Origin of the sequence: Streptomyces sp. NPDC005648 (genome assembly GCF_040605395.1) — a bacterium.
Classification (GTDB): Bacteria; Actinomycetota; Actinomycetes; order Streptomycetales; family Streptomycetaceae; genus Streptomyces.
On record NZ_JBEXCS010000005.1, the window covers coordinates 1 to 17,139 of the forward strand.

Genomic DNA, 17,139 nt, shown 5'->3' on the forward strand with positions numbered 1-17,139 from the left:
CGCATCACCGACTCCCAGGGCCGCACCGTCGACTTCCGCAACACCGTGATCATCATGACGTCCAACATCGGCTCCGAGGCACCCCTGTCCTGTCCGGAGGCCCGCTGACCGGGAGGGGGCATCGCATGTGACGGAAGTGACACGTGTGACCCATGGGGGGAGTGGCCGTCCACCGGGCTGTCCGCGATGCGGGACGGCCCTCTTGACGCCGCCCCGACCTCGATCGACACTCCAGTTGGGGAATCCTAGTGAACAGGTAGGGAAAAGCATGAGGCGCCTTGAACCGGTCACCGTACGAGCGGGCCGTTCGCCTCTCCTTCTCACCTCCCGCCGTCATATCGACCTGCAGCGCGTCTGCAGCGCGATCCGGTTCCAGGGCTGAGCCGCGCCCATCCCGCGCCGACGGCGTCCCCGTGACGTTCACCCGTCCGGCGCGCACCGGGTGAGCCCTGCTCCCTCGCCCGACGTCGCTTCCGCCGCGTGTACGTCCGCGCCCGCTCCCGGGGAGAGTCATGACCGTCACACCGCTGGCCGCCCACGCGTCCAACAGGCCCACGCCCGCCTTCCGGGGGCGTATCGGCCGGGACGCGCGCAGTGGCCACTACGCCGTTCCGGGCCGTTACCGGCTCCATCTGTCGACCGCGTGTCCCGACGGTCTGCGCATCGCCGTCGTGCACAGCCTGCTCGGGCTGGACACGGTGTGTCCGGCGACCTTCCTGTCCGCCGTCCCCGACTGTCCCGAGGGCGGCCACTCGGCCCTGCGTCCGCTGTACGAGGCGAGCGCGCACCGCTACACCGGCCCGGCCAAGGCGCCGGTGCTCAGCGACGACTGGTCCGGACGGATCGTCAGCACCCACGCCCCGGACATCATGCGCGACCTCGCCCGCCGGTTCGGCGGCGACCGCCTCTCGCTCTACCCGTGCGGCGCGGAGTCGGAGATCGAGGCGGTCGAGCGGATGTGCGCGGAGGGCATCGAACAGGCGGCGCAGCGGGCCGGATCGGTCGGCGGGGAGCCAGTGGTATGTCACACAGCACTGGACACACTGCTGGAAACCCTCGGTGCCCTCGAACGCTGGCTCGACGGGCGCACGTACATGATCCGCGACGAACTCACCGCCGCGGACGTCGAGTTGTGGACCGCGCTGGTCCAGCTCGACACCGTGCACCGCAACCACCTGGACGCCTCCGCCGTGCAGCGCATCGCCGGCCATCCCACCCTGTGGGCCTACGCCCGGCGTCTGGCCGCCCACCCGGCCTTCGGTGCCCACCTCGACCTCGACGGCATCGCCCGCCGCCACCACGCCCGCTGCCAGGGGCTGGAGGCCGCCGGAGCCGCCGTCCAGATCCTGGACTGGGCGGCCCACGCCGCCTGTTAGCCGTTCCACCTGGTGGACCGGCGTTGACATCCGTTCGGGCAGTTGTCTTAATTGCCACTCAGAACGGTCATGAGTGTCAGCGACAAGCCCTGGCTTGCTGACCGGCAACCCTCGCGCCGCGGTGGGGTGCCCCAGGTGACGACCGGACCGACGACGTTTCGGTAAGCGCGAGGCCCACAAGGGCCGGAAGAGTGACGGTGACGCCATGTACGCAGCCCCCAGGACGGCCGTACGCCGCCCTCAGGGCTGCGTACGGTGGCACATGAACCTGCTCGTCGCCGATCGCAGCGTCGACCTTCTCCGCGTGAACAGCGCACTGTGTACCGCACCGGGCCGTGCCCGCTGTCGGGGCTGACACCTCCCCTCAGCCCCGCACCCCCTGACCGACACCGCCCGAGCGGTGTGCCGTCGCCCTCCCCGCCCCCGGTGCCCCCGCGAACCCGTGCGCTGAACCAGCCGTAGCAGCGTGCGTCCGACGTGGTCTCCGGGACGTCCGACTCCGCCGGAGCCCACCATGAGTGAACCCCCTGGCACCGCTGTGTCCCTCGCCGAGGCACCGCCCGCCGACGCCCCGTCAACACCCCTGGCGGCACAGCGAGTTCTGCCGCTGCGCCGTCCCGGCCGGTGGATCGCCACCGCCGTGGTCGTGGTCCTCCTGGCCCAGTTCGTGCACGGGCTGGTGACCAACCCCTTCTACCAGTGGGACCGCTGGGGTTACTGGTTCCTGCGCCCCACCATCCTCGACGGCCTGCTGATCACCCTCCAAGTCACCGCCTACAGCGCCGTGTTGGGACTCCTCGGCGGTGTACTGCTCGCCCTGGCCCGGCTGTCGAGGAGCCCGGTGCTGCGCGCGGTCAGCTGGACCTACGTCTGGGCGCTGCGCTCGATCCCGCTCATCGTGGTGCTGATCTTCCTCTACAACTTCAGTGCCCTGTACAAGACGTTGAGCGTCGGCATCCCCTTCGGGCCGGCCTTCTTCTCCTTCGACGAGTCGAGACTCGCCACCGACATGGTCGTGGCCGTCATCGGCCTCAGCCTCAACGAGGCCGCCTACGCGGCCGAGGTGGTACGCGGCGGCATCCTCTCCGTCGACCAGGGCCAGCACGAGGCGGCCGCGGCGCTCGGCCTGCCGAAGGGCTACCAGTTCCGGAGAATCGTCTTCCCGCAGGCGCTGCGCTCGATCATCCCCAACTACGTCAACCAGCTCATCGGCCTGATCAAGGGCACCTCACTGGTCTTCTACGTCTCCCTGCTCGACCTGTTCGGCTCCGCGCAGACCATGGGCTCCACCTACCCCGGCGACATCGTGCCGCTGCTGCTGGTCGTCACCGTCTGGTACCTGATCCTGACCAGCGTCGTCTCCGTCATCCAGTTCTACGTCGAGCGGCACTACGCCCGCGGTGCCACCCGCAGCCTGCCGCCGACACCGCTGCAGAAGCTCCGCACGGGTCTCACCGACCTGCGGGCCCGCATCCGCCGGGAGGCCGCCGTATGACCGCCGACACGCTCAACGCCCTGGCGGACGTCGAGGCCGCCACGGTCGAGGTGCACGACGTGCACAAGTGGTACGGCACCCACCGGGTACTGGACGGCGTCGACCTGACCGTCCGCCCCGGCGAGGTCACCGTGATCCTCGGCCCCTCCGGGTCCGGCAAGTCGACCCTGCTGCGGGTCATCAACCACCTGGAGAAGCCCGAGATCGGCCACGTCAGCATCAACGGCGAGCTGATCGGCGTGAAGCGCCACGGCGAGCGGCTGAAGGAACTCAGCGAGCGGGCCATCCTCACCCAGCGTGGCCGGATCGGCTTCGTCTTCCAGAACTTCAACCTCTTTCCGCATCTGACCGTCCTGGACAACGTGGCCGCGGCCCCCGTCGCCACCGGCCGCCTCGGCAGGGCCGAGGCCCAGGACCTCGCCCGCGAACTCCTCGACCGGGTCGGCCTCGCCGACAAGGCCGGCGCCTACCCGCGCCAGCTCTCCGGCGGTCAGCAGCAGCGCGTCGCCATCGCCCGTGCCCTCGCCCTGCGCCCGGGTGTCATCCTCTTCGACGAGCCCACCTCCGCGCTCGACCCCGAGCTCGTCGGCGAAGTCCTCGCCGTCATCAAGGACCTGGCGTCCACCGGCACCACGCTCGTCATCGTCACCCACGAGATCGGTTTCGCCCGCGAGATCGCCGACCGGGTCGTGTTCATCGACGGCGGACGGATCGTCGAGCAGGGCACGCCCGCCGAAGTCCTCGAACGACCGCGGCACGAGCGCACCAGGGACTTCCTCAGCAAGGTCCTCTGACCGCCGCCGCACCCCCGACCTCCCCCCACGCCACTCCTCTCTCATCACTCAGCGACAAGGAACGGCCATGTCTACCCACTTCACCCGACGCAGCCTGATACGCGGCATCACCGCGGCGACCGCCGTCGCCTCCCTGGCCACCGGGCTCGCCGCCTGCGGTGGCAACAGCGACGCGGCCACCTCCACCGACTCCGCCGCCAAGACCGGCGAGGTCGTCGTCGGCCAGGTCTCCAACGGCGCCGCCAAGCAGACCTCCATCAAGGTCTCCGAGGTCAAGTCCATCAGCGCCGAGCTGCCCGCCGCCTTCAAGAAGAGCGGCAAGCTGGAGATCGGCATCGGCGCCCTGCCGGCCGGCTTCCCGCCGCTGGCCTACGTGGGCAGCGACCAGAAGACCCTCACCGGCGCGGAGCCCGACTTCGGCCGCCTGGTCGCCGCGGTCCTCGGCCTCAAGCCCGAGGTGAAGAACTCCACCTGGGAGAACCTCTTCGTCGGCATCGACAGCGGCAAGGTCGACGTGGCCTTCTCCAACGTCACCGACACCGAGGAGCGCAAGAAGAAGTACGAGTTCGCCTCCTACCGGCAGGACAACCTCGCCTTCACGGTGCCGCAGAAGAGCACCTGGAACTTCGACGGCAACTACGAGAACCTCGCCGGCAAGACGGTCTCCGTGGGCTCCGGCACCAACCAGGAGAAGATCCTCCTGGAGTGGAAGGCCAAGCTGGCCAAGGAGGGCAAGAAGCTCAACGTCAAGTACTTCCAGGACAGCAACAGCACCTACCTGGCCCTGTCCAGCGGGAAGATCGACGCCTACTTCGGCCCCAACCCCGGTATCGCCTACCACAACCGCCAGGTCGCCAACACGCCCAACGCCACACGTACCGCGGGTACCTACTCCGGCGCCGGCGCGAGCCTGCAGGGCCTGATCGCGGCCACCGCTAAGAAGGACAGCGGCCTCGCCAAGCCCCTCGCCGACGCCATCAACTACCTGATCAAGAACGGCCAGTACGCCGAGTGGCTCAAGGCGTACAACCTCTCCAACGAGGCCGTCGCCAAGTCCGAGGTCAACCCGCCCGGACTGCCGCTCGACAACTCCTGACCACCGCGCCCCGGGGACTCCGCCGCCGCTCCGCGGTGGAGTCCCCGCGCCGGACACCCGAGCCGCACACCGGAGACCGCCACACCATGTCCGTCATCGCCCTCGACGCCGCCTCCTCGCACCTCCTGGACAACCCCGCCTGGGCCGCGCTGACCGGCCCGCACGCCCGCTTCGCCGAACTCCCCCACTCTCGAATTCGCTCGAGCGGGGGGACCCCCATCGCCCACGCCGTCCGCTACCAGCAGGACGTGGCCCCTTTCCACGCCCTCTCCGACGAGGACGACCCGCGCGCCTGGGCCGACCTCGCCGCACTCGTCGGCCCCGGCGGCACCGCCGCGGTGCGGGGCGTGACCGAGGCGGCCGAGGGTTGGGAGATCGTGCGCACAGGGCACGGCGTCCAGCTCGTGGACACCGCCCTGCGTGCCGAGCCCGACCCCGAGGCCGTACGGCTCGGCCCCGACGACGTGCCCGAGATCCTCGACCTGGTCGCCCGCACCGAGCCGGGCCCCTATCTGCCCCGCACCGTCGAACTGGGCACCTACCTCGGCATCCGCCACGAGGGGCGGCTGATCGCCCTGGCCGGTGAGCGACTGCACCCGCCGGGCTGGACGGAGATCAGCGCCGTGTGCACCGACCCCGCCCACCGCGGCCGGGGCCTGGCCACCCGTCTGGTCCGCGCGGTCGCCGCCGGCATCAAGGAGCGCGGCGAACGCCCCTTCCTGCACGCCGCGGCCACCAACGCGGACGCGATCCGGCTGTACGAGTCGATCGGGTTCACTCTGCGCCGCCATACCGTCTTCTCGCTCGTCCGGAACACCGGAGCGGCCGTCCTGGAAGAAACGGCATAGCCGTGCGGTTGTCCTTGTCGAAGGTGATGTATCGAGTGGAGGTGGGCCCGATGACACGTGTACGGCGTGCCGTCCGCCTCCACACCCGGCCCCACATCGACCTCCAGCGCGTGGCCGGCGCCCTCTGTTGCTCCTGACCCGTTTCCCCTCCGCCGGCCCACCTCCTCGCGGCCCCGGCGATCTCGTACGGACCTCCAGGAAGGCACCCTCGTGTCCTCGACTCCCTCTTCACATCTGCACCTCGCCGTGGCCCTCGACGGCACCGGCTGGCACCCCGCCTCCTGGCGCGAGCAGGTTGCCCGCCCCCGGGAACTGTTCACCGCCGGATACTGGGCCGACCAGGTCGCCGAGGCCGAGCGCGGGCTGCTCGACTTCGTCACCCTGGAGGACGGACTCGGCCTCCAGTCCTCGGACTACGGCGAGTTGGACGGCCGTACCGACCAGGTGCGCGGCCGTCTGGACGCCGTACTGATCGCGTCCCGTATCGCGCCCCTCAGCCGGCACATCGGCCTGGTGCCGACGGCAATCGTGACCCACACCGAGCCGTTCCACATCTCCAAGGCGATCGCCACCCTTGACTACGTGAGCACCGGCCGGGCCGGTCTGCGGGTCCAGATCTCCGCCCGACCGCATGAGGCCGACCACTTCGGCCGCCGCACCTTCCCGCCGATCGACCTGCGCGAACTGCAGAGCCCGGCCGGACAGGAACGGCTCACCGACCTCTTCGACGAGGCCGCCGACTACGTCGAGGCCGTCCGCCGGCTCTGGGACAGCTGGGAGGACGACGCCGAGATCCGGGACGTCGCCACCGGCCGCTTCATCGACCGCGACAAGCTGCACTACATCGACTTCGAGGGCAAGCACTTCAGCGTCAAGGGCCCCTCCATCACCCCGCGCCCGCCCCAGGGTCAGCCCCTCGTCACCTCCCTCGCCCACCAGACCGTCCCCTACCGCCTGGTGGCCCGCCAGACCGACGTCGGCTACGTCACCCCGCAGGACTCCGACGACGCCCGCGCGATCGTCGCCGAGATCCGGACCGAACAGGAGGCGGCCGGACGCGCCGGCGAACTCCTGCACGTCTTCGGCGACCTGGTGGTCTTCCTCGACGAGGACCAGGCCGCCGCCGAGGACCGCCGCGCCCGCCTCGACGCCCTCGCGGGGGAGCCGTACACCAGCGACGCACGCGTCTTCGCCGGTACGCCCGCCCAACTCGCCGATCTGCTCCAGGAGTTCGCCGAATCGGGACTGAGCGGCTTCCGGCTGCGGCCCGCCGTCGCCGGACACGACCTGCCGGCCATCACCCGCGGCCTGGTCCCCGAGCTCCAGCGCCGGGGCGCCTTCCGCACCGCCTACGAGGCCGACACCCTGCGCGGCCTGCTGGGCCTGCCCCGCCCCGCCAACCGCTACGCCGCCGCCACCGCCTGAGCCGGAAGGACCGCACCCACCATGAGCAAGCCGCAGAAGCAGATCCATCTGGCCGCGCACTTCCCGGGCGTCAACAACACCACCGTGTGGAGCGACCCGAAGGCCGGCAGCCACATCGAGTTCAGCTCCTTCGTGCACTTCGCGCAGACCGCCGAACGCGCCAAGTTCGACTTCCTGTTCCTTGCGGAAGGACTCCGCCTGCGCGAACAGGGCGGGAAAATATACGACTTGGACGTCGTCGGCCGACCCGACACCTTCACGGTCCTCGCCGCGCTCGCCGCCGTCACCGAGCACCTCGGTCTGACCGGCACCATCAACTCCACCTTCAACGAGCCCTACGAGGTGGCCCGCCAGTTCGCCAGCCTCGACCACCTCTCCGGCGGCCGCTCCGCCTGGAACGTCGTCACCTCCTGGGACGCCTTCACCGGCGAGAACTTCCGCCGCGGGGGCTTCCTCCCGCAGGAGCACCGCTACTCCCGCGCCAAGGAGTTCCTGGCCACGACCAATGAGCTCTTCGACTCCTGGCGCGGCGACGAGATCGTCGCCGACCAGGCGACCGGCGTCTTCCTGAACGACGCCAAGGCCGGCTCCTTCGTCCACACCGGCCAGCACTTCGACATCCACGGCCAGTTCAACGTCCCGCGCTCCCCGCAGGGCCGTCCCGTCATCTTCCAGGCCGGCGACTCCGAGGAGGGCCGCGAGTTCGCCGCCTCCTCCGCCGACGCCATCTTCAGCCGGTACGCCACCCTGGACGGCGGCCGGGCCTTCTACACCGACGTCAAGAACCGTCTCGCCAAGTACGGCCGCCGTCATGACGAGTTGCTGATCCTGCCCGCCGCCTCCTTCGTGCTCGGCGACACCGACCAGGAGGCGGAGGAACTCGCCCACGAGGTGCGCCGCCAGCAGGTCAGCGGGGCCACCGCCATCAAGCACCTGGAGTTCGTCTGGAACCGGGACCTCTCCGGCTACGACCCCGAAGGCCCGCTGCCCGACGTCGACCCGGACGTCAGCGACAACCACATCGCCAAGGGCCGCGCCCAGGTCCGTATGTACCGGGACCCGCTGGCCACCGCCCGCGAGTGGCGCGAGCTGGCCGCCGCGAACAACTGGTCCATCCGCGACCTGGTGATCGAGACCAGCAACCGCCAGAACTTCATCGGCTCCCCGGAGACGGTTGCGAGGACCATCAACGAGTACGTCCAGGCCGACGCCAGCGACGGCTTCATCCTCGTCCCGCACATCACCCCCGGCGGCCTCGACGTCTTCGCCGACAAGGTCGTCCCGCTCCTCCAGGAACAGGGCGTCTTCCGCACGGAGTACGAGGGCCCCACCCTCCGCCACCAGCTCGGTCTCGCGCACCCGGACGAGGTCGCGAACGAGCGGGCGGCATCGTGAAGTTCCTCGCGATCACCCTGATCGTGCACCGGCCGGACCCGCTCACCGGGGTCCGGAAGTCGACGCACGACCGCTTCCGCGAGGTCCTCGACAACGCGCTGCTCGCCGAGGAGCTGGGCTTCGACGGCTTCGGGGTGGGGGAGCGGCACGAGCGGCCGTTCATCTCCTCCTCCCCGACCGTCGTACTGAGCCACGTCGCCGCGCTGACCAAGCGGATCCGGCTCTTCACCGCCGTGACGACGCTCAGTCTCCTGGACCCCGTTCGGGCCTACGAGGACTACGCGACCCTCGACCACCTCTCGAACGGCCGACTCGACCTGATCATCGGCAAGGGCAACGGCTCCGCCCAGCGCGACCTGTTCCACGTCACGCCCGAGGACCAGTGGGACCGCAACGCCGAGAGCTACGAGGTGTTCCGGCAAATCTGGCGTCAGGACAAGGTCACCGCGGCGACCCGCTTCCGCCCCGAGCTGACGGACGCGGAGGTGTGGCCGCGGCCGTACCAGCGGCCGGTCCGTGTCTGGCACGGCAGCGCGACCAGCAAGGAGTCCGTCGACCTGGCGGCCCGCTACGGCGACCCGCTCTTCTCGGCGAACGTCACCAACCCCATAGAGCCCTATGCGGAGTTGATCCGCCACTACCGCGAGCGTTGGGAACACTACGGCCACGACCCGGCGCGGATCGCCGTCGGCGCCGGTACGGCGGGCATCTACGTGGCCCCCACCTCGCAGGAGGCGCTGGCCGCGTACCGGCCGATCTTCGAGGCCAATCTCGCCTTCTTCGAGAAGGCGGGACTGCCGGTCGTCTTCGAGACCCTGGAGGACTTCGTCGAGCGCAGCTCGGCGCTGATCGGCAGTCCGCAGCAGGTCATCGACAAGGTGCACCGCTACCACGAGCGGTTCGGGCACACCGTGGTCCATGTGCACGCGGACGCGGGCGGGCTCACCGACACCCAGCACCGTGACTCGCTGGAGCTCTTCCAGTCCGCGGTCGCCCCGGTGCTGCGCAGGGACATCCCCGATCCGCCCTTCGACTGGGCCCCGGTGCTCCCGTCGACGACACAGGAGCCGGCCCATGTCTGACATCCCCCTCGGCGTCCTCGACCTGGTCCCGATCCCGACCGGCTCGACGGCCGCCGACGCGCTGCGCAACTCCATCGACCTGGCCCAGCGGGCCGAACGCCTCGGATACGCCCGCTACTGGTTCGCGGAACACCATCTCAACCCCGGTGTGGCCGGCACCTCCCCGGCCGTCGTCCTCGCCCTGACCGCCTCCGCCACCTCCATCATCCGACTGGGCTCCGGCGCCGTGCAGTTGGGCCACCGCACCGCCCTGTCCACGGTGGAGGAGTTCGGCCTGCTCGACGCGCTGCACCCGGGCCGCCTCGATCTCGGCCTCGGCCGCTCGGGCGGCCGCCCGCCGGGCGAGAAGGCGACGGGCCCGGCGACCACACCGGTCGTCGACGGCCGCGCCCCGAACGGCCTTCTCATCCCGCCCCGCTTCTCCTTCGAACGCCTCCTCGGCTCACCGCGTATCGCCCTGCAACGCAAGCTGCTCCTGCTCCCGAACGCCGAGTCGCAGGACTACGCCGAGCAGATCGACGACCTGCTCGCCCTGCTGGCCGGCACCTACCGCACCCCCGAGGGCGCCGAGGCGCACGTCGTGCCGGGCGAGGGGGCCGACGTGGAGGTCTGGATCCTCGGCAGCAGCGGCGGCCAGAGCGCCGAGGTCGCGGGCGCGCGAGGACTGCGCTTCGCCGCCAACTACCACGTCAGCCCGGCCACCGTCCTGGAGGCGGTGGACGGCTACCGCTCCTTCTTCGAGCCCTCCGACGCCCTCGACAAGCCCTACGTCAGCGTCTCCGCGGACGTCGTGGTCGCCGAGGACGACGACACGGCCCGGGAACTCGCCACCGGCTACGGCCTCTGGGTCCGCAGCATCCGCACCGCCGAGGGGGCCATCCCGTTCCCCACACCGGACGAGGCCCGCGCGCACGTGTGGACCGACGAGGACCGTGAACTGGTCCAGGACCGCCTCGACACCCAGTTCGTCGGATCGCCCGGCCGGGTGGCCGACCAGCTGGAACAGCTCCAGGAGGCCACCGGCGCCGACGAGTTGCTCATCACGATGATCACGCACGACCACGCGGACCGGGTGCGGTCGTACGAACTCCTGGCCGAGGAGTGGCGACGGCGGTGAGAGGTGGGGCGACGGCGGTGAGGCTCAGCAGCCCGACCCCCTCGGCGTGAACTCGATACGGCTGTGCTCGTCCGCCGCCCGGGCCTGGTCGTAGGCGGCTCGGGAGACCTGGTACCAGACGCCGTCCCGGGCCTTGGCGCCGTTCACGTCGTCGAGGCTCACGCACCACCGCTCCGCACGGACGACCCGCCGGTACCTCTCCGTGCCCTGCCGGACCTTCTTGCAGCTCCGGTGGTGCTCGGTGGTGTACCAGGCGCGGGTCTTCCTGTGGGTGCCGGAGCCCGAACTCGACGTGTGCCGGACCCGCTCGGTGGCGGTCGTGCACTTCCTGACGAGGTGCGCTCGGGTGTCCATGACCGTCTTCCGGTCGAGGTGCCGGACGGTGTCCCGGAGTCCGGAGACGGTCTCCGGGCTCGGCTGGGCCTGCCCGGAGCCACCGCCGTGCGTGACCGCACCGGAACCGCTGTCACCTCCACCACATGCGCCGAGCCCCGCCATGAGGACGGCGGCCAATCCGGCCACCATCAGCCGTTTTGTCCTGAACATGTCTCCCCCTGATGTCGGCGGTCAGCGTAGCCGATCTCCGGCCGGAGAAGCCGGAGAAGATCGTCCCGACGGTCTCGGTAAGGGTTCGGCATGAGAACGGTGTGACGGCCGGCGGCGGCCGGGGGCGCGGCGCGGGGGCAGCTCGGGAGCGGCGTAAAGTGCCACGGCGAGTCCGGTCGGGAGGCCGGGGTGCTGGGGAGAGAGGTCGTCATGGGGAGTCTGCCGGAGCTCACACCGGGTCGCCTGCTCTCCTCCTGGCAACCGGACGTGCCCGCGCTGCTGCTCGTTGCCCTGCTCGGCGGACTGTACGGCTGGGGCGTACTGCGGCTCAGGCGCCGGGGCGAGCCCTGGCCCGTGGCCCGGACCGCCGTCTTCGCGGTGGTCGGCCTCGGCGCGCTCGTCGTGGCCACCATGTCCGCCCTCGCCGTCTACGACCGTGAGCTGTTCTGGCCGGCCGCGGTGCAGAACATCCTCCTCGACCTGGTCGCCCCGCTCGGCCTGGCACTCGGCGACCCGCTGCGTCTGGCCCTGCGCGCCCTGCCCGAGCCCGCCGCGGGGCGGGTGCGCCGGGCGATGACCGGGCGGCTGGTACGGCTGCTCACGTTCCCGCTGGTCAGTACGGTCCTGGTGCTCGCGACCGAGCTGACGATCTACTTCACGCCGTACTTCGAGACCGCCCTGCGCGACGGCTGGCTGCACCAGCTGATGTATCTGCACCTGCTGCTCGCCGGCTGCCTGTTCGTGGTGCCGGTGCTCACCCGCGAGGAGGCGCTGCCGGCCTGGTGCACGCATCCGGTGCGGGCGGCGCTGGTCTTCCTCGACGGGATCGTCGACGCCGTACCGGGCATCGTGGTCATGACCCATGGCACACTGATCGCCGGCGCCTGGTACCTCCACCACGCCCCGTCCTGGTCGCCGGACGTCCAGCACGACCAGCAGGTCGGCGGCGGCGCGATGGTCGGCATCGCCGAGCTGGTGGCGCTGCCCTTCCTGCTGGCGATCCTGGTCCAGTGGGCCCGCACGGAACGCGCGGAGACGGTCGCCCTGGACCGCCGCCTGGACGCGGAGCTGGTACCGGCGGCGCCCATGGGAGGCTCGGACCAGGAGCCCGATCGCGTACGGCCCTGGTGGGAGACCGAGAACAGCGCGGTCGCCCAGCGCATCCGGCAGCAGGGACCGGGCGCGTAAGGGCCCTCGATGGCCTTGAACGGCTTCGGCGGCTCTAACGGCCCCGACGCGGTTCGCCGCGATACGTGCCGAAGTACCACCGGTTGCCCTCGGGGTCGCGGGCCGTGAAGTCCCGGGAGCCGTAGTCGGTGAGGTGCGGGTCGGTCGTGATCTCCGCGCCGGCGGCCCTGGCACGGGCGTGTACGGCGTCCGGGTCGGCGGTGACCACGTACGCGCTGAAGTGGCCGGGCGGTGTCGGGCCGCCACCGCTGTCCTGGTCCTCGCGGGCGGAGCCCAGCATGACGCCACCGCCCTCGGGCCAGCTGAGCTGGGCGTGGTCGACGCGGTCGCCGTCGCCGTAGACCACCGTCTCCTCGAAGCCGAACGCCTCGACGAGGAAACGGATCAGGCCACGGGCGTCATGGGCACGCAGGGTGGGCCAGACCTGCGGGGCGGGCGGCTGCCCGGTGCTCTCTCCCGCGGTGTTCTCGATGGTCTCTGGCGTACTGGCCATGGGGATGCGCCTCCGTCACGGAACCCGTCTACCGACCCCACCAGGGTCAGGCCGGGGGATGGTGACCGGATTGGATGTTTCGGAACTCCTGCGCCAGCCAGGCGCTGGGCGTGCAGGAGGCCAGCGCGGCGAACTCGCGGTCGAGGTGGGACTGGTCCGCGTACCCGCAGTCGGCGGCGAGAGCGGCGAGGCCGGGCATACGGCCCGCGAGCCGGCGTCGCGCCACGTCGAAGCGGATGACCCGGGCGGCCGCCTTGGGCGTGAGGCCGATCTCCGCGCGGAACAGATTGCGCAGATGCCGCTCGCTGAAGCCGACGTCGGCCGCGAGCTCGTCGACCCGCAGCCGTCCGTCGGCGCGAACCAGCCTCCGCCAGGCCTCCGCGACCGGCACCGCCGCGAGCTCCCGGCCGTGGGAGAGCCGCCCGAGCAGCCAGTCGTCGACGGCACGGAAACGCCCGCCCCAGCCGGAGGCCTCCCGCAGCCGGTCATGGACCGTACGCACGCCCGCCCCAAGGACGTCATCGGCACGGACGTCGATCCCGGCGAGCTCCCCGGCGGGCAGCCCGAGCAGGACCCGGGCGCCCAGGGGACTGAGCGCGACCTGGATGCCGGACTGCCGTCCGGGCACGTCGATGAGCGCGGGGGTGGTGTGCAGGCCGCCCAGCAGGGTGGGGAAGTCCCCGGGAGCGGCGGCCGGGTCGGGGTGGGAGGCGATGCTGAGAGGTTCGTCGAGCGTGAGGATCAGCGTCAGCCAGGGCGACGGCAGCCCGCGGTGCCGGGTGGCCGGAACCCCGCGCTGCCGATAGCCGGAGTACCAGCCGACCAGCTCCCGCAACGGCGCCGCGGGAGCCACCCGCACCGCCTCGTCCACGATCTCGGCGCCCATACGGCCATTGTCCTGCGCGAGCCCGCCCGCCGCTCACTCCTTCCAGTCGAGCTGGTGCTCGGGCGTACCGACGACCGCTGGAGCGGATCGCCCTCGGTGACGCTCTCGCGCGGGTCCGAAAAGTGGGGCGCGGCACATCTCCCTCCCCCGAAGGCTATGTGCCGCGCCCTTCCCCCGGCGCCGGACAGTGGGTCCAGCCACCGCGTGGGCGGTCCGTGCCGTCACCAGCACATGACCGCTGTCTCCCCAGGACCCCACGCGGAGTACAGACGGACTCGGACGAAGTAGCGTCGGCCCTTGACCAGCCGGGCCCGGATGGTGGTGTTCCGGTCCGTGCCGCCGTCGTCCCGGCCGGCGAGGTAGCGGGGCTCCCCGTCCCGCTCCTCGAAGACCACGGCCACGGCGTCGCTCGCGCCGAAGGTGCCCACCGTGTACTCGCGGGTCTCCGGCGGCTCGACGGTGAAGTCGGCCTGTTCGCCCGGGCCGAGCCCGAGCGGAACGGACCGGAAGGGCACCAGCGCCGGCGGCCGCGAGCGGTCGGCCGGCGGATACCAGCGCAGCACGAACTCCTTGTCCACCGTGGAGAGCGTGCCCGGCGGGTGGAGGCCGCCGCGGAACTGCTCCGGCTCCAGGATCAGCCCGCTCGGGAACGGATACTCCATGATCGACTGCGGGTCCCAGACCGAGCCGTTGACCTCGTCCGGGTCCAGCCGGCGCAGGATGTTGAAGTACGTGGTCTCCCGGCCCCAGAAGTTCGGCGGGCCCGCCAGATCGGCGTAGACCGCCTCGTCGTCCCAGGCCAGGCCGGCGAACGGGCTCTGGTGCTCGTGCAGCATCCCGAGCGCGTGCCCGATCTCGTGCAGCGCCGTCCCACGGTCGGCCGGCGCGGCGAGATCCCAGCCGAAGTTCATCGTGCGGTCGTGCTGACCGGCCCGCAGCGCGTCCCGGCCCACCGCCGACCAGGAGCCGTCGCCCCGCTGGAAGCCGATCCGCAGTTCGGCCTCCGAGCGGTCGCCGACCTCGACGAAGGACAGCCCGATGCCCAGGTCCTGCCACTCCCGGAAGCAGTCGCGCACCACGTCACGCTGCTCCTGGCCACCGCCCCAGGACACCCGCCGCACGGAGCCCGTCCCCGGAACGGGGATGACCGAGCCGTCGGCGTCGCCGTCGAAGAAGTAGTAGTGCAGCACCGTGCCGTTGACCCACATCCGGTTGCCCGAGACGAGCGCACCGCGGCGCTCCGCGGTCAGCTCCGGCCCGAAGGCGGGGGCCGGCTGCCGCGCGAGGCTGCAGTAGCGTCCGGTCATGCGCACAGCCTGCCCGGCCAGGGTCACAGGCGCCTGAGTCGGGGGCTACTCAAGTCACCCTGTATCAGGAGTGAGTACTCGCCCTCATACTCACGTGACGACTTTCGAACGGGATGCGAAGACCCTTGAACTGCCCTGGCAGTTCACCGGACGTGAGGACGAACTGGAGCTGATCCGCCGCTCCCTCACCGCCGGCCACCACGGCATCGTGGTCACCGGCCCGGCGGGCTGCGGCAAGACCCGTCTGGTGACCGAGGCCGTCCGGGGCGGCGACCGCGTCCGCGCGGCCGGGACGCCCGAGACCCGGCACATCCCGTTCGCCGCGTTCGCGCACCTGCTGCCCGAGTCGGTCTCCCTGCACCGCGCGGTCCAGCTCCTGTCCGGCTACCGGCTGCTGCTGGTCGACGACGCGCATCTGCTCGACGGCGCCTCGGCCGCCCTGGTCCACCAGCTCGCCGTGCACGGCCGCACCCGCCTGATCGTCGTCGCGGCCGACGGCGTCGCCCACCCCGGTCCGATCTCCCGCCTGTGGACCGGGGAACTGCTGCCCCGGCTCGCCCTGGAGCCCCTGTCCCGAGTGGACACGGAACTGCTGCTGACCGCCGGAGTCGGCGCGAGCCTGGAGCCGCTCACCCTGGGCCGTCTGCTCCACCTCGCCCAGGGCGATCTGCGACTGCTGCGCGACCTGGTGGACGCGGTGCGCGAGAGCGGACGACACACGCGCGTGCGGGACACCGACGCCTGGACCTGGCGGGGCCCGGTCCCGATGACGGCGCCGATCCGCGAACGCGCCGCCGAGATCCTGGACCGCCCCTCCCGGCAGGAGCGCGCGACCCTCGAACGCCTCGCCTTCTCGGAGCCGCTGCACCTCGCCATGGACGAGCTCGATCTGTGGACCCTCGAAGCCCTGGAGGCCGACGGTCTCATCGCCATCGACGAGCAGGGCGCCGTCCGGCTCGCCCACCCCCTGCACGGCCCGGTGCTGCGGGCCGCGGCCGGCCGGCTCCGGGCTCGGCGGCTCGCCCGCGGCCCGGAGCAGTGCGGCGAGGCACTGGCCGCCGAGACGGCCGTACTCGAGACACGGATCGAACAGTTCGACGTACGCCCGCTGCCGACACCCGTGGGGGAGTGGCTGGCGCGGGAGGGTGCGCACGTCCCGGCCGCGTACGCGGCCGTGCGCGCCCGCTTCTCGCGGCTTCGGGGGGAGCTGCGGGAGGCGGTGGCCTGGGCGAGGGAGGGACTGCGGCACGCGCCGGGGGACGCGTCCTGCCGCACCGAACTCGCCCAGGCCGCCGCACAGTCGGGGGAGGTGCCGGCCGCCGAGCGGGCCGTGGAGGGGCGGCCCGACCTCGTGGACCGGGTCGCCTGGCTCGCCGCGGCCCGCGGTGACATCGATGCCGCGCTGTCCATGATCGGCGACACCACCGACGGCATGGTGCGGCGATACGGCGCCGACCGCGCGCCGGAGACGGAGACGGAGACGGAGACGGAGGGAGAGGCGGAGACGGAGACGGAGGGAGAGGTGGAGACGGAGGGAGAGGCGGAGACGGAGGCCGCGGCCGAGTCCGTCTACGCGCTCTACGACGCCGTACGCCTCGGCGCCCCCGACAAGGCCGCCGCACGCCTCCCGGCCGACAGCGTGTTCGCCCTGCACGCGGACGCGCTCGCGCGCGCGGACGGTCCGGCTCTGGTCCGTGCGGCCGAGGCGCTGGAGGAGCGAGGCTTCCTGCTCTTCGCAGCCGAGGCGCACGCACAGGCCGTACGGGCGCACCGCGACCCGAGCGCCGCGCGCACCGCACGCACGCGTGCCGTCGCGCTCGCCCGCCGCTGCCAGGGCGCCCGCACCCCGGCCCTGTCCGGCCTGGTCCTCGGCGAACTCACCGCCCGCCAGCGGCAGATCGTCACCCTGGCCGCCGCGGGCCTGAGCAACCGTCAGATCGCGGAGCAGCTCACGCTGTCGATCCGCACCGTGGGCAACCATCTCTACAGCGCCTACACCCGCCTCGGCGCGAGTGACAGGGCGGCGCTGCCGTGGCTCGTGGAACTGCCGGATGCGCGGTCGGCCTGAGCCCCCCCAGGGACCGGCGGTCT

General features: G+C 71.6%; 18 protein-coding genes and 1 riboswitch. Of the genes, 14 read left to right on the forward strand and 4 right to left on the reverse strand.

Annotated features, from left to right (window positions below; translation table 11 throughout):
* The first annotated feature begins 3 nt into the window (after positions 1-3).
* The 12 genes from ABZT17_RS04075 (at position 4) to ABZT17_RS04130 (ending at position 10,628) form a co-directional block, all read left to right on the forward strand.
* Positions 4-108, forward strand: coding sequence for an AAA family ATPase (locus ABZT17_RS04075; RefSeq protein ID WP_356343735.1), 105 nt, complete (start codon positions 4-6; stop codon positions 106-108).
* Between the two features lie 160 nt (positions 109-268).
* On the forward strand, positions 269-382 hold the full coding sequence (locus ABZT17_RS04080) for a putative leader peptide (RefSeq protein ID WP_356343394.1): 114 nt from the start codon (positions 269-271) through the stop codon (positions 380-382).
* 130 nt (positions 383-512) lie between these two features.
* Positions 513-1,376 carry a glutathione S-transferase C-terminal domain-containing protein gene (locus ABZT17_RS04085; RefSeq protein ID WP_356343396.1) on the forward strand — a complete coding sequence of 288 codons (864 nt, stop codon included), beginning with the start codon at positions 513-515 and terminating at the stop codon, positions 1,374-1,376.
* A 65-nt stretch (positions 1,377-1,441) separates the two neighbouring features.
* Positions 1,442-1,550, forward strand: a riboswitch (SAM riboswitch).
* Between the two features lie 340 nt (positions 1,551-1,890).
* The gene (locus ABZT17_RS04090) at positions 1,891-2,871 is read left to right on the forward strand and encodes an amino acid ABC transporter permease (protein WP_356343398.1); all 981 of its coding nucleotides are present in this window, start codon (positions 1,891-1,893) and stop codon (positions 2,869-2,871) included.
* A complete protein-coding gene (locus tag ABZT17_RS04095; RefSeq protein ID WP_356343401.1) occupies positions 2,868-3,665 on the forward strand; it encodes an amino acid ABC transporter ATP-binding protein in 798 nt (265 codons plus the stop codon). Before ABZT17_RS04090 ends, ABZT17_RS04095 begins: the two co-directional genes overlap by 4 nt.
* Positions 3,666-3,732: 67 nt before the next feature.
* Positions 3,733-4,761 (forward strand): ABC transporter substrate-binding protein, encoded by a 1,029-nt coding sequence (locus ABZT17_RS04100; RefSeq protein ID WP_356343403.1) that lies wholly within the window; start codon positions 3,733-3,735, stop codon positions 4,759-4,761.
* Between the two features lie 86 nt (positions 4,762-4,847).
* Complete coding sequence (locus ABZT17_RS04105; protein ID WP_356343405.1) at positions 4,848-5,609, forward strand: GNAT family N-acetyltransferase; 762 nt, start codon at positions 4,848-4,850, stop codon at positions 5,607-5,609.
* A 50-nt stretch (positions 5,610-5,659) separates the two neighbouring features.
* Positions 5,660-5,746 carry a putative leader peptide gene (locus ABZT17_RS04110; protein WP_356343737.1) on the forward strand — a complete coding sequence of 29 codons (87 nt, stop codon included), beginning with the start codon at positions 5,660-5,662 and terminating at the stop codon, positions 5,744-5,746.
* A gap of 73 nt (positions 5,747-5,819) precedes the next feature.
* Complete coding sequence (locus ABZT17_RS04115) at positions 5,820-7,034, forward strand: LLM class flavin-dependent oxidoreductase (RefSeq protein ID WP_356343408.1); 1,215 nt, start codon at positions 5,820-5,822, stop codon at positions 7,032-7,034.
* A 21-nt stretch (positions 7,035-7,055) separates the two neighbouring features.
* Complete coding sequence (locus tag ABZT17_RS04120) at positions 7,056-8,429, forward strand: NtaA/DmoA family FMN-dependent monooxygenase (RefSeq protein WP_356343410.1); 1,374 nt, start codon at positions 7,056-7,058, stop codon at positions 8,427-8,429.
* The gene (locus tag ABZT17_RS04125; RefSeq protein WP_356343412.1) at positions 8,426-9,511 is read left to right on the forward strand and encodes an LLM class flavin-dependent oxidoreductase; all 1,086 of its coding nucleotides are present in this window, start codon (positions 8,426-8,428) and stop codon (positions 9,509-9,511) included. The genes ABZT17_RS04120 and ABZT17_RS04125 overlap by 4 nt, the downstream gene beginning before the upstream one ends.
* Positions 9,504-10,628 (forward strand): MsnO8 family LLM class oxidoreductase, encoded by a 1,125-nt coding sequence (locus tag ABZT17_RS04130; protein WP_356343414.1) that lies wholly within the window; start codon positions 9,504-9,506, stop codon positions 10,626-10,628. Before ABZT17_RS04125 ends, ABZT17_RS04130 begins: the two co-directional genes overlap by 8 nt.
* A 24-nt stretch (positions 10,629-10,652) precedes the next feature.
* On the opposite strand, the gene ABZT17_RS04135 is transcribed toward ABZT17_RS04130, so the two are convergent.
* Positions 10,653-11,174, reverse strand: coding sequence for a hypothetical protein (locus tag ABZT17_RS04135; RefSeq protein WP_356343417.1), 522 nt, complete (start codon positions 11,172-11,174; stop codon positions 10,653-10,655).
* A gap of 210 nt (positions 11,175-11,384) precedes the next feature.
* On the opposite strand from ABZT17_RS04135, the gene ABZT17_RS04140 reads away from it, so the two are divergent.
* Positions 11,385-12,362, forward strand: a complete 978-nt coding sequence (locus tag ABZT17_RS04140) for a cytochrome c oxidase assembly protein (protein ID WP_356343419.1) — start codon at positions 11,385-11,387, stop codon at positions 12,360-12,362.
* A 34-nt stretch (positions 12,363-12,396) separates the two neighbouring features.
* On the opposite strand, the gene ABZT17_RS04145 is transcribed toward ABZT17_RS04140, so the two are convergent.
* From ABZT17_RS04145 to ABZT17_RS04155, 3 genes are all read right to left on the reverse strand, one after another.
* On the reverse strand, positions 12,397-12,855 hold the full coding sequence (locus tag ABZT17_RS04145; RefSeq protein ID WP_356343421.1) for a VOC family protein: 459 nt from the start codon (positions 12,853-12,855) through the stop codon (positions 12,397-12,399).
* Between the two features lie 46 nt (positions 12,856-12,901).
* Positions 12,902-13,741, reverse strand: a complete 840-nt coding sequence (locus ABZT17_RS04150; RefSeq protein ID WP_356343424.1) for an AraC family transcriptional regulator — start codon at positions 13,739-13,741, stop codon at positions 12,902-12,904.
* A 221-nt stretch (positions 13,742-13,962) separates the two neighbouring features.
* Complete coding sequence (locus ABZT17_RS04155; protein ID WP_356343426.1) at positions 13,963-15,048, reverse strand: M12 family metallopeptidase; 1,086 nt, start codon at positions 15,046-15,048, stop codon at positions 13,963-13,965.
* Positions 15,049-15,142: 94 nt separating this feature from the next.
* Here ABZT17_RS04155 and ABZT17_RS04160 point away from each other — a divergent pair, with 94 nt between their 5' ends.
* Positions 15,143-17,116, forward strand: a complete 1,974-nt coding sequence (locus tag ABZT17_RS04160) for a LuxR C-terminal-related transcriptional regulator (RefSeq protein WP_356343429.1) — start codon at positions 15,143-15,145, stop codon at positions 17,114-17,116.
* The last annotated feature ends 23 nt before the right edge of the window (positions 17,117-17,139 follow it).